The sequence below is a fragment of the Aeromonas schubertii genome (assembly GCF_000820105.1).
Taxonomy (GTDB): domain Bacteria; phylum Pseudomonadota; class Gammaproteobacteria; order Enterobacterales; family Aeromonadaceae; genus Aeromonas; species Aeromonas schubertii.
Window position 1 is genome coordinate 34,736 of record NZ_CDDB01000040.1, and the last position, 12,446, is coordinate 47,181.

Annotated in this window: 11 protein-coding genes; 3 read left to right on the forward strand and 8 right to left on the reverse strand. The window is 61.9% G+C overall.

Annotated features, from left to right (window positions below; translation table 11 throughout):
* The first annotated feature begins 84 nt into the window (after positions 1 to 84).
* The gene (locus BN1133_RS08110; protein WP_050666042.1) at positions 85 to 966 is read left to right on the forward strand and encodes a helix-turn-helix transcriptional regulator; all 882 of its coding nucleotides are present in this window, start codon (positions 85 to 87) and stop codon (positions 964 to 966) included.
* On the opposite strand, the gene BN1133_RS08115 is transcribed toward BN1133_RS08110, so the two are convergent.
* From BN1133_RS08115 to cysK, 8 genes are all read right to left on the reverse strand, one after another.
* Positions 944 to 1,726, reverse strand: a complete 783-nt coding sequence (locus tag BN1133_RS08115; RefSeq protein ID WP_050666043.1) for a PTS sugar transporter subunit IIA — start codon at positions 1,724 to 1,726, stop codon at positions 944 to 946. The genes BN1133_RS08110 and BN1133_RS08115 overlap by 23 nt on opposite strands.
* Positions 1,713 to 2,024, reverse strand: a complete 312-nt coding sequence (locus BN1133_RS08120) for a PTS fructose transporter subunit IIB (protein ID WP_050666044.1) — start codon at positions 2,022 to 2,024, stop codon at positions 1,713 to 1,715. The genes BN1133_RS08115 and BN1133_RS08120 overlap by 14 nt, the downstream gene beginning before the upstream one ends.
* A gap of 38 nt (positions 2,025 to 2,062) precedes the next feature.
* Positions 2,063 to 2,593 (reverse strand): SRPBCC family protein, encoded by a 531-nt coding sequence (locus BN1133_RS08125; RefSeq protein WP_050666045.1) that lies wholly within the window; start codon positions 2,591 to 2,593, stop codon positions 2,063 to 2,065.
* A 200-nt stretch (positions 2,594 to 2,793) separates the two neighbouring features.
* Complete coding sequence (gene mscK / locus BN1133_RS08130) at positions 2,794 to 6,102, reverse strand: mechanosensitive channel MscK (protein WP_050666046.1); 3,309 nt, start codon at positions 6,100 to 6,102, stop codon at positions 2,794 to 2,796.
* 150 nt (positions 6,103 to 6,252) lie between these two features.
* A complete protein-coding gene (crr, locus tag BN1133_RS08135) occupies positions 6,253 to 6,762 on the reverse strand; it encodes a PTS glucose transporter subunit IIA (RefSeq protein ID WP_005356937.1) in 510 nt (169 codons plus the stop codon).
* Between the two features lie 44 nt (positions 6,763 to 6,806).
* The gene (gene ptsI, locus BN1133_RS08140) at positions 6,807 to 8,534 is read right to left on the reverse strand and encodes a phosphoenolpyruvate-protein phosphotransferase PtsI (protein ID WP_050666047.1); all 1,728 of its coding nucleotides are present in this window, start codon (positions 8,532 to 8,534) and stop codon (positions 6,807 to 6,809) included.
* Positions 8,535 to 8,584: 50 nt separating this feature from the next.
* Positions 8,585 to 8,842 (reverse strand): HPr family phosphocarrier protein, encoded by a 258-nt coding sequence (locus BN1133_RS08145; RefSeq protein WP_005338266.1) that lies wholly within the window; start codon positions 8,840 to 8,842, stop codon positions 8,585 to 8,587.
* A 451-nt stretch (positions 8,843 to 9,293) separates the two neighbouring features.
* Positions 9,294 to 10,262, reverse strand: a complete 969-nt coding sequence (cysK, locus tag BN1133_RS08150) for a cysteine synthase A (RefSeq protein WP_050666048.1) — start codon at positions 10,260 to 10,262, stop codon at positions 9,294 to 9,296.
* Between the two features lie 150 nt (positions 10,263 to 10,412).
* On the opposite strand from cysK, the gene BN1133_RS08155 reads away from it, so the two are divergent.
* Both BN1133_RS08155 and BN1133_RS08160 read left to right on the forward strand, forming a co-directional pair.
* Complete coding sequence (locus BN1133_RS08155; RefSeq protein WP_050666049.1) at positions 10,413 to 11,255, forward strand: AAA family ATPase; 843 nt, start codon at positions 10,413 to 10,415, stop codon at positions 11,253 to 11,255.
* Positions 11,256 to 11,257: 2 nt separating this feature from the next.
* Positions 11,258 to 12,421, forward strand: coding sequence for a vWA domain-containing protein (locus BN1133_RS08160; RefSeq protein ID WP_050666050.1), 1,164 nt, complete (start codon positions 11,258 to 11,260; stop codon positions 12,419 to 12,421).
* The last annotated feature ends 25 nt before the right edge of the window (positions 12,422 to 12,446 follow it).

The following is a 12,446-nucleotide window of genomic DNA, read 5'->3' on the forward strand; positions in this document are numbered from 1 at the left end:
CATCAACGGAACAGGTGCGGACTATAACATGGCGGGGATGGCGCGACCCAACGGCGTGGTCGCTCCCCTTGAGCGAGATCATTGATGAGCCTTGTTTTTACCCAGTTGCTGGATGGGCTGCTCGGCGCCGACGCCGGCTTTGAGCGGGTGTGGTTTGCCGCCGATCGCGGGGTCCCCCCCAGCTTTAGCTACCAGGTCAACTTTCCCCGTCTCGAGCTGGTGTTCGACGGCGAGTATGTGAACCGGCTCTGGTGCCCCGAGCAGGAGGTACGAGAGGTGAGTGTGCTGCCGGGCCAGGCCCTCTATATTCCCCCCAATGGTTGGAACAAGCCGGACTGGGAGCGGGAGTGCACCGTGCTGAGTCTGCTCTTTGGCAAGCGGCAACTGGGGCTGAGCCTGGTGGTCAAGCGCCGGGGAGAGACGGGGTTTGCCGATGTGAAGAAACACAGTATCCCGGGGGCCACCGGGCGCGCCCTGGATCCGACACTGCAGGCCCTCGACACCCTGGCCCGGGAGGCGGTGACGGCGCCGATGGATAACTACCTGCTACTGGCCCTGCTGGCGGGGAGCCGCCAGCTGCTGCTGGAGTCTGCCGCCGGACGCGCCCGCGGGGCGGATCTGTTCCACGGCATCTGCATCTACATTCAGGAGAACTTCCACCGCCCCATCTGCCGGGAGAGCATAGCGGCACGCTTCAACCTCTCGGCCAGCCACCTGTCGCGCCTGTTTCGCCAGCAGGGACACATGCGCCTGGCTGATTACATAGGCTGGGTGAGGCTGGAGCGGGCGAAATTCATGCTCAAGAAGTATCGCTTTCGCCTCGAGGAGGTCTCCCGCCGCTGTGGCTATCGGGACGTGAACTACTTCTGCCGGGTCTTCAAGCAGAAGACTGGCCTGACGCCCTCTCAATACCGGGAGCTGAGCCAGCCGGGAGAGGGCGCCGTTACAGCGTCACCCAAGTGGTGAGACCCTCGACCAGGATGGCGTGACGAGCGCTGGCGCTGGAGGCGCGCAGCAGCGCCGGGCCCAGCGTCTCTCCCAGCAGGTTTTGCACCAGGATGGGGAGGGGGCGCAGTCGCTCGGGCGGGAGCGCACGCGGGGCCGCCATCAGGATCAGGGTATTGACTGGCCCGAGGGGGGAGCCCCATTCCAGCCCGAGCGGGCTCTGCAGCAGGGTCAGGGCGGGGGCCTGCACCGCCTCGCTCAGCACATGGGGCATGGCGAGCCCGGCGCGGATCAGGGTGGGAGAGATCTGCTCGCGCTCTTGCAATTGACGGAGCAGCTGTTCCGGGTCCGTCAGGATATCGGCAGGGAGTCGCCCCACCAGATGTGCCAACGCCTGCTCTTTGGTGAGGGGATCGTGTCGCTCACTCACCATGGCCGGCGTCAGACGATAGCCGGGCAGTGTACGTTCGAGCCGGCTCTGGGCCTGGGCGAAGCCGGGGCGCTTGCCGCCCAGCAAGTGTCCCAGCTCGGTGACCCAGGAGGTAAGCACCATGTGGGCCAGCTCGGCATCCGCTCCCTCGATCACCAGTTGGCAAAGATCCCCCTGACGCGCGGCGGCGCTGAGCAGGGCCAGCAGTTGCGCCGGGTCCCCCTGCTGGCGACGGCTCAGGTTAATCAGGCAGAGTCGGGCGCGGAACATGCCCCCGAGCCGCCGCAGCTGGCGTGCCTGGGGAATGGTAAGGGGGCGATGGCAGTAGAAGGTGAGCTCACGCCGGGGCATGGCCACCTGCCGCCTGCAGCACGGCGATGGGATCGAGCAGCACCGCCTCGAGAGAGACCCGACGCTGGGGGCAGCCGAGGAAGCGCTCCTTCTGCTCGACCTCGATATCGGAGGCAAGCAGCACCAGATCGGCCCGGGCGATGTCGTGGGCGGTGAGGATGTTCTCGATCCCCATGGCGCCCTGAGTCTCGACCTTGATCTTCATGTTGAGGGCATTGGCCGCCTTGCGCAGGGCGTCGGCGGCCATGTAGGTGTGGGCAATACCGGTAGGGCAGGCGGTGACGGCGACGATATTCATGGGCTGAGGGCTGCTGACAACGGGCCCCCAGCATAGCCTCAAACCGTGGCGCAGCCAATGACGCAGTAGTCGGCACCCGTGGTGGCGAGTGCCTCCCGGCTCGGCGGATCGCGCCAGTCAACGGGACCATTGAGGAAGTACCAGCGCAGGCGTGGCAGGAAGAGGTTGAACCACTCGTCCTGAAAGAACTCGAAACCCTGATTCCACTCCGGATCGTTGGCCCAGCCGGTCTGGACGAAGTGGAGGCGGGTGCTCATCCCCTCCGGGGCGAAGCGCAGGCAGACCTGGGTCTTCTGATGACGGATATGGGTCAGATGGGGTGGAAAGTTCCAGCTGAAGCTGAGCAGATCATAGGGCATCACCGCCATCATACGGCACCCCTCGGTGCCACGCAGGCCGTGGGCCTCGTCGAGGCGAAAATAGATCTCGAAGGGACCGTTGGGTTCGGCCACCACCAGACAATCGGGGGCCAGGAAGCTGCGGATACCATGCTCCGTGGTCCAGGCATTCCAGACCGCCTCGACCGGGGCCGGGATGAGAATACTACCTTCAAGCTGCTTGTTTTCCATCACGTACGCCCTCCTGGGTCATGCAGTCGGACCAGTATAGCTCCATCTGCCTCCAAGGGGGGAGGCCAAAATGTGGCCGTCAGAAGTGGTCCGATAACCTTGTCAGTAAACATAGAGGGAGGGGGAGAAGAGGGCCAGGATCGTGGGGGGCCGAAATAAGAGAGGCCCGCACGGAGCGGGCCTCTGGGCAGGCTAGGGGATTAACCCTTGGCCTCGTCGGCGGGAGGGAGGGAAGAGCGTGACTCTATCTTCTGCTCGTCCCCCTTCATGTTCTTGATGTAGATATCCATCTGGTTGAAGGCGATCTCGATGCCATGCTCCTTGAAGAGCAGGTCGATGCGACGGTTCAGCTCGTCGATGGCCGGGTTTCTGTCCCCCAATTCGCTGACGAAGAAGCGCAGCTCATGATCCAGGGTGCTGGCACCAAAGGTGAGGAAATAGACGATGGGCTCCGGCTCCTTGAGCACCCGGCTGTTCTCCTGGGCGGCCTGCAGCAGCAGCTTGCGGGTCATCTCGAGATCCGAGCCATAGGCCACCCCGACCCGGACGATCACCCGGGTGACCGTATCGCTCAGTGACCAGTTGATGAGACGTTCGGTCATCAGCTGCTGGTTCGGGATGATCACCTCCTTGCGGTCGAAGTCGGTGAGGGTGGTGGCCCGGATCCGGATCTTCGAGACGGTGCCCGAGAAGGTGCCGATGGTGACGGTGTCACCGATCCGCACCGGACGCTCGAACAGGATGATGATGCCCGAGACGAAGTTCGACACGATTTGCTGCATGCCGAAGCCGATACCGACCGACAGACCGGTCGCCACCCACTGCAACTTGTCCCACTGCACCCCCATCAGGGAGAGGGAGACCAGCACGCCCACGCTCAGCAGCACATAGTTGAGCATGGTGGTGATGGCGTAGGCGGTGCCTTGGCCCAGGCGCAGGCGCGATAGCACCAGTACCTCGAGCAGGCCGGGCAGGTTGCGGGCCAGCGACCAGGCGCCCCCGAGCATGAAGAGGCCGGCCATGACATCGCGCAGGCTGACCGGATAGAGCACCGCATTGGCCCCGGTGCCCTCGCTCTTGTGCCACAGCACTATGCCGTCGAGGTAGGAGAAGACGGCCACCAGATCGGACCAGAGCCAGTAGAAGGCGAAGCCGAAGATGCCAAGAAGCACGATGCGGGCCAGACGCAGAGACTGCTGGCTCACCTCTTCCAGTGCCATGGGCTGCTCTTCAACCGTCTCGCCTCCTTCCGCATCCTCGGTGACCTTCTGCTCGCGCTTGGCGATGGCGCGGCGCCAGGCCAGACGGCGTGCTGCCAGCTCGAGCCCGCGCAGGGCGGTGCGGTAGACCAGGCTCCACAGCAGCATCAGGTAGAAGGACTCGATGAGGCGGCCGGTCAGCTTGAGGGAGGTGTAGTAGTAGCCCATCACCACCAGCACGATGAGGGCCAGGGGGGCCAGCGCCAGCGCCATGGCCAACAGGTTCTGCCCCAGGCTCGCCTCGCCCTTGATGCGGGCACGGCTGATGGGGAAGACCAGGTAGGCGGTCAGGGCCAACAGGGCGATGGTGAGGGCCTGGCCGATGACGTCATTGGCCAGGGTGGAGGGCTCGACCGTCCCCTTGGTGGAGAGCATGATAAGCGGCAGCAAGGGTAGCCAGAGGTAGCGCATGCTGGCGTGCTTGGCCTGCAGCTCGGCCTTGGGTTGGCGGAAGTGGCTCTCGCCGATGCCGCCCGGTTGCATCACATCGAGATAGAGGCCAAAGACCAGGTAGCCGAGGGCCAGGTTGACCGTCATCACGAAGATGAGCTTGGGGCTGAGCAGGCCGCAGTAGGTGAGCAGCAGGCCGACGGCCCCTATGGTCAGGCTGCCGGGCAGGCGAGTGATGAGGGCCCACAACAGGGCCTTGGGGGTGTGCCACTGACTGTCGTGACGGAAGCGGCCGAGATCCTTGCGGATTTTCTCCTGCTTGTGTTGCAGCAAGGGACGCTTCCAGCGCAGCAGGGCGGCGAGCAGCAGCATGGGCAGGGCCAGCAGGCTCACCGGCAGCAGCATCTCGCCCCACTGGCTCCAGTCCGGTCGCAATGCCCACTCGCTCGACTGCTTGAAGGCAAGACCCGGCCAGGCGATCAGCCACTTGCCGTCGATAGGCTTGTTGCTGCTTACCCAGAAGATGTGCTGCTGCAGGGTGAACTCTATCTGGCTGTAGACCCGCTGGATCTGCTGCTGGGTCAGTTGCAGGCTGATGGCGGTGGTGAGCTGCGAATCGAGCTGCCGGTTGAGCTGATCGAGCAGGACGATCCGGGTGTCCACCAGCTCTGCCAGCTGGTTGCGATCCTCGTCGCTGACCGGGTCGCTGCTCTGGGCGATCAGAGTGTCGATATAGCTCTGTTTCTGATAGAGCTGATCCCGCTGTTGGCTCAGCTCGAACTGGGCCAGGTGCAAGTCGGCGATCTGTTCGGCCAGGTTTTTCACCAGCTGGGTCGGGGCGCTCTCCAGCTGTTGGTAGAGTTGATAGAGGATGCGCGACAGCAGCAGGTTGCCCTTGAGCATCTCCACCTGCTCGTTGAGGTTGCGCTCCATCTGGGTGCCGCGATCGAGCCAGCTCTTGGATTGCAGGTTCTTCTGTACCAGCTGGTTCAGGTTGCCGGTGGCGGCGATAAGCTGCTGGCTGAGCTGGTGGTTGAGCTCCTGCTCGTGCTGGATCAGGGGGCTGTCTTCGTTGGCAACCAGCTCGCCGGTCTCCTCGGCCGCCTTCTCGGTCGCTCCCAGCCGCTTGGCACTGATGCGCTCTTGCAGCACCTCCAGCCTCAGCTGCTCGGCCGAGAGTTTAAGGTTGACCAGATCCCGCTGCTTGGTGGTGAACTCCTGCAAGCCGGTACGGCTGTCGAGCTCTTTTTGCAGCTGGGCCAGCTGCAGCTCGATGAGCACCTGCTCGGCCTGCAGTTGCAGTTTGGCGGCCGACGAGGCTTCACCGCTGGTGAGTCGGCTACGAATATCCTGGCTGCGTTGGTAATCCCGGCTCATGGTGGCCTGGGCGCGCTCGGGCAATGTCTGCAACGAAGTGAGACGGCTATTGATGGCGCCAAGCTGCTCCTGCAGGGTTTGCAGGTTGGTGAGGGTCTCGCTCTGCAGGGCATCGAGACGCTCCAGGGGGAGTTTGTCATACTCTTTGGCCAGCTCTTCCCGGCTCTTCCCCTTGCCCAGCGCCGCCAGTTCTGCGGTCACGCTCTTGAGCCGGGTCGGCAGGTCGCGCAGTTGCTGGGCGCTCTCCTTGGCCTTGTTCCTGGCCTTGGTGATGGCATCCAGGGTAGAGAGCGCCTCGTTCAGGCGTTTCTGGTCATCCTGCTGGCCCGCCGTCAGCGTCTCCTGCTTGGCGAGTTCGTCGAGCTGACGCTGGATCTGGTTACGGGTCGGCGGCTCCTGCGCCTGAGCCGCAGGCATGGCCAGCATCAGACTGGCCAGGATCAGCAGCATGGCCTGGAGCACGCCTCTGTTCATGATTCGCATAGGGATTCCGGTGTAGCCATCAGGCTTGTGGTTCACTTGGGCGCGCGGATTCTATCACCGCTCAAATGGGTGGCGCAGTGGGGGGGCGAAAAAAAACCGGAGCCTGGGGGCTCCGGTCTCGTTCACTCGACAACCGTGGTCGTCAGCGACTTACTTCTTGATGCGGATTACCGGGGTTTCACCCACGGTCACGGCGCCAGTCAGCTTGGTCAGCTCTTTGATCTCGTCCATGTTGGAGATGACAACCGGAGTCAGGGTAGACTTGGCCTTCTCTTCCAGCAGCGCCAGATCGAACTCGATGATCACGTCGCCCTTCTTGACCTGCTGGCCTTCCTGAGCGATACGCTTGAAGCCTTCGCCCTTCAGTTCGACGGTGTCGATACCGAAGTGGACGAACAGCTCGATGCCGCTGTCAGACTCCAGGGAGAAGGCGTGGTTGGTCTCGAAAATCTTGCCGATGGTACCGTCGCACGGCGCAACCATCTTGTTGCCGGCCGGCTTGATGGCGATACCGTCGCCTACGATCTTCTCGGCAAACACGACATCCGGCACATCTTCGATCGGTACGATTTCACCGGACAGAGGGGCAAAGATTTCGATGCCGCCGGTGTCGCTGCTGTCGTCGGAGACCAGTTTCTTCAGTTTGTCGAACAGACCCATAGTTAAAGCTCCTAGAGAATTATTGTCGCTGTTTGCTGCCGATCTTAGCAGACTGCCTTCTGCTTGATAAAGCTATCGACGCAGGCTTCGATTTCGGCGGCGGTTGCAAAGCTCAGGGCTTGGTCTGCCATCGCCTTCACATCTTCGAAGTTGGTGTTGCGGATGAGCTTCTTGATGCGCGGAACAGAGATAGCGCTCATGGAGAACTCGTCCAGCCCCATGCCGAGCAGCAGCAGGGTAGCACGCTCGTCACCAGCCAGCTCGCCGCACATACCGGTCCACTTGCCTTCGGCGTGGGACGCGTCGATCACCATCTTGATGAGGTTCAGGACGGAGGGCGACAGCGGGTTGTACATGGCGGAGATCATCTCGTTGCCACGGTCCACGGCCAGGGTGTACTGGGTCAGATCGTTGGTGCCGATGCTGAAGAAGTCCACTTCCTTGGCCAGGTGGTGAGCCATCACGGCGGCAGCCGGTGTCTCGACCATGATACCCACTTCGATGTTCTCATCAAAGGCATGACCTTCGGCGCGCAGTTCGGCCTTCAGCTGTTCCACGGTTGCCTTGAGGCTGCGGAACTCCTCGACGGAGATGATCATGGGGAACATGATGCGCAGCTTGCCGAAGGCGGAGGCACGCAGGATGGCGCGCAGCTGGGCATTCATGATGTCGGTACGGTCGAAGAAGATGCGCACGGCGCGCCAGCCCAGGAAGGGGTTCATCTCCTTCGGGAAGTTCATGTAGGGCAGTTCCTTGTCACCGCCGATGTCCATGGTACGGACGATGATCGGCTGGTTCGGCATGGCCGCGGCCACTTCTTTGTAGGCCTGGAACTGCTCATCTTCGCTCGGCAGGGCGTCACGATCCATGAACAGGAATTCGGTGCGGTAGAGACCGACACCCTCGGCGCCGTTGCGGATGGCACCTTCGGTATCCTTGACGGTACCAATGTTGGCGCACACCTCGACCTGATGGCCGTCCAGGGTGATAGCCGGCAGATCCTTGAGCTTGGCCAGCTCATCTTTCTCGGCCTGGTAGCGAGCCTGGGTCTCTTTGAACTGGGTCAGCTCGGCGTCGCTCGGGTTGATCACCACCTTGTTGTTGATGGCGTCGAGCAGGATCATGTCGCCGTTCTTGACACGGTTGGTGATGTCGTTGGTGCCCACGATGGCCGGCAGCTCGAGGGAGCGGGCCATGATGGAGGTGTGGGAGGTGCGGCCACCGATATCGGTGACAAAACCCAGCACGTATTTCAGGTTGATCTGAGCGGTCTCGGAGGGGGTCAGGTCTTTGGCGACCAGGATCACCTCTTCATCGATGGTGCTCAGGTTGACAACGGGGATACCCAGAGTGTTCTTGATGAGGCGGGTACCGATGTCACGGAAGTCGGTGGCACGCTCGCGCAGATAGGGGTCATCGAGTTCCGCCATCATGCGGGCGTACTGCTCGATGACCTCATAGATTGCACGGTCAGCCGAAGCCTGGTTCTCTTTGATGAAGGACTTGATATCGCCTTCCAGCTCTTCATCTTCGAGCAGCATGATGTGGCCTTCGAAGATGGCCTCTTTCTCTTCACCGAAGGTGCGACCCGCCATCTCTTTGATGGCTTCCAGCTGGGTTGCGGATTTGGAGCGCGCTTCGATGAAGCGGCTGATTTCGCTCTCGACCTGGCTCTGTGCAATGGGAGCCTGGTTGATCACGATCTCTTCTTCTTTCAGGAGCAGCGCCTTGCCGAATGCAATGCCGGGGGACGCCAGAATGCCAGATATCATAACCCTATCCTAAATAGAACCTAAGACTGTGGGGGGAGGGAAAAGCTGGATTACTCCAGCTCGTCCATCAGGGCTACCAGCTTCTCTACGGCTTGCTGGGCGTCCGGGCCGTCGGCCTGGATGGTCACGTTGGTGCCCTTGGTCAGGCCCAGAGTCTGCAGTTTGAACAGGCTCTTGGCGCTGGCGGACTTACCACCGGAAACCACGGTGATCTCGCTCTGGAACTCTTTGGCTTCTTTGACGAACTGAGCTGCCGGACGGGTGTGCAGGCCGTTTTCAGCAGTGATGACTACAGACTTCTCGTACATGGTTTCACCCCATATTATTGATATTTTCACGTCCGGTTCGGCACATGTAACCGTTTTCCGGACAGTTGCAGTATGCATATGTTGTAAAGTAACGAAATCGAACTGGCAAAGGTTTAATCCAGGTCAATTTTCTGTGCACTTCTCCGTGGAGAACGCTCATTTTTCTCGTCATTTCTCTCGCAAGGCCGCACGGCGTCGGGCTTGGAGATTATTTCATAACGAAAAATAACACTATGTTACTTTGTGATACCTTGCCGGCAAACATGCCGTGACGGGCCATAGAGTATGAGATTTATCACGTTTTGTCTGCTCTTTTCGACGTGCAAAGGGTTGTTATTTTACCCCTTAAAATAAGGGCGTCGTTCTTGTCTGGTGTCGAAGAGGCTAGCCAAAGGAGGCACGGCGCTCAAGTGAGCGCCGTGATCGGGGGGAGGGAGAGGAGGTAAAGTCCTTACTGCTGCAGCTCCTGCTCGGTGAAGACACCGGCAAACAGGGCGCTGGAGAGGTAGCGCTCGGCGGCGCTCGGCAGTATGACCACGATAGTCTTGCCTTCAAACTCCGGCAGCTCGGCCAGGCGATTGGCGGCCACGACGGCGGCGCCCGAGCTGATGCCGGCCAGGATTCCTTCCTCTTCCATCAGGCGACGCGCCATCTCGATGGCGTCATCACTGGTTACCTGCTCGACCCGATCGAGCAGCGACAGATCCAGGTTACCCGGGATGAAGCCGGCACCGATCCCCTGAATCTTGTGGGGGCCGGGCTTGAGCTCTTCACCGGCCAGGGTCTGGCTGATCACCGGGGATTCGGCCGGCTCGACGGCGACCGAGACCACGGCCTTGCCTTTGGTCTGTTTCAGATAGCGGGAGACGCCTGTGATAGTCCCGCCGGTGCCGACGCCGGCCACAAACACGTCCACATCGCCGTCGGTGGCTTCCCAGATCTCGGGGCCCGTGGTCTTTTCATGGATCTCCGGGTTGGCCGGGTTTTCGAACTGCTGCAGCAGTACATACTTGTCGGGGTCTGAGGCGAGGATCTCGTTGGCCTTGGCGATCGCCCCCTTCATGCCGAGGGGGCCTTCGGTCAGCACCAGATTGGCACCCAGGGCCTTGAGCAGTTTGCGACGCTCCAGGCTCATGGTGGCCGGCATGGTGAGGGTGATAGGATAACCACGAGCCGCCGCCACGAAGGCCAGGGCGATGCCGGTATTGCCGCTGGTCGGTTCGATCAGCTCCTTACCGGCCTTGAGGACGCCGCGTTTCTCGGCATCCCAGATCAGATTGGCGCCGATCCGGCACTTGACGCTGAAGCTGGGATTGCGGCTCTCTATCTTGGCCAGGACACGTCCCTTGGTCACCCGGTTGAGGCGAACGAGAGGGGTGTTGCCTATGGTCAGGCTGTTGTCCTCGTAGATCTTGCTCATGGTACTGGTCCCTGTGGTGTCGGTCGGAGATGGGTTAAGAGTAACGCCTCGAATCTGAATGAGAAGTGACGAATTGTTATAACCATATGTTATTAGAACCTATGCAGCTTATGCTGTGGTTCTCCACCTCGAGCGCAAGGAGTGACGAGGATGCAATTTCAGGGAAGTGGGCAGTATCTCGCCTCAGAGGCACTGCAGATGGCGGTCAATGCCGCCGTGGTGCTGGAGAAACCCCTGCTCATCAAGGGGGAGCCCGGTACCGGCAAGACCATGCTGGCGGAGGCAGTGGCCGAGGCATTTGGCTGCGAGCTCATCGCCTGGCACATCAAGTCGACCACCAAGGCCCAGCAGGGACTCTATGAGTACGACGCGGTCGCCCGCCTGCGCGACTCCCAGCTTGGCGATCCGCGCGTCGCCGACATCCATCACTACATACGCCGCGGCAAGCTGTGGCAGGCCTTCACCGCCGATGAGCGTCCCGTGCTGCTGATCGACGAGATCGACAAGGCCGATATCGAGTTCCCCAACGATCTGCTGCTCGAGCTCGATCGCATGATGTTCGACGTCTACGAGACCGGCGAGCGGGTAACGGCGCATCGGCGCCCCATCGTCATCATCACCTCCAACAACGAAAAAGAGTTGCCGGATGCCTTCCTGCGCCGCTGCTTTTTCCACTACATCCGCTTCCCCGAGAAAGAGGAGATGGCGGCCATCGTCCGCATGCACTATCCGCACCTCAAGGAGGCGCTGCTCGGTGAGGCGCTGGAGCTCTTCTTCGAGCTGCGCGAGGTGCCGGGCCTGCGCAAGCGCCCCTCCACCTCGGAGCTGCTCGACTGGGTTCGTCTGCTGCTGGCCGACGAAATCGACCCCGAACTGCTGCGCAGCCGAGAGCCGGGCAAGCTGATCCCGCCCCTCTATGGCGCCCTGCTCAAGACCGAGCAAGACCTGCACCTGTTTGAGAAGCTGGCCTTCCTGGCCCGCCGGGGAGCCTAGTCGTGCTGCTCGACTTCTTCACCTGCCTGCGCCGCCACCGCCTGCCGGTGAGCCTGCGCGAGCTGCTCGACTTGCACGGCGCGCTGGCGGCACGCCTGGTGTCGGTCGATATGGAGGCCTTTTATCAACTGGCGCGCTGCGTACTGGTCAAGGATGAGGCCCACTACGATCGCTTCGACCGTGCCTTTGGTGAGTATTACGAGGGGCTGCAAGAGGCCCCCTTGCTACCGGAGAGCCTGCCGGACGACTGGCTGCGCCAGGAGTTCGAGCGCTTGCTCAGCCCCGAGGAGAAGGCCTTGCTCCAATCCCTGGGCGGGCTCGACAAGCTGCTCGAGCGCCTCAATGAGCGGCTGGCCGAGCAGAAGGAGCGCCACGCCGGCGGCAACAAGTGGGTCGGCACCGGTGGCAGCAGCCCGTTTGGGCATGGCGGTTACCACCCCGAAGGGGTGAGGATGGGAGGGCAGTCGCGCCATGGCCGCGCCGCCAAGGTGTGGGAGGCGCGGGTTTACCGCAACCTCACCGATGAGGAGCCCCTCGGCCAGCGGGCGATGCAGCTGGCCCTGCGCCGGCTGCGGCGCTGGGTGCGCCGCGGCAGCCCGAGCGAGCTCGATCTTGACGAGACCATCCGGCGCACCGCCCGTCAGGGGTGGCTTGATCTCCAGTTGCGTCCCGAGCGCCACAACGGGGTGAAGTTGCTGGTCTTCTTCGATGTGGGGGGCTCCATGGATGTCCATGTGGCGCAGGTGCAGCGGCTCTTCTCGGCCCTGCGCCATGAGTTCAAACATCTGGAGTATTTCTATTTTCACAACTGTCTCTACGAGTCGGTGTGGAAGGATAACGCACGGCGCCATGAGGAGCGTTTCGATACCTGGCGTTTGTTGCACACCTATGGCAGTGACTACCGGGTGATCCTGGTGGGGGATGCGACCATGGGGCCCTATGAGATCACCTGGCCGGGAGGCTCGGTCGAGCAGTGGAACGAAGAGCCGGGACAGGTCTGGCTCGAGCGGCTGCAGGCTCACTTTCCCAAGCTGGTGTGGCTCAATCCCACTCCGCGTCGGGAATGGCTCTGGCACCCCTCTATCAAATTGATGGGCTCGCTACTGGGCGAGCGCATGTATCCTCTGACGCTGGCAGGCCTTGCCGAGGCGGTGGAGCAACTATAAGCGAGGCCGAGCAGCGGCCCATCCA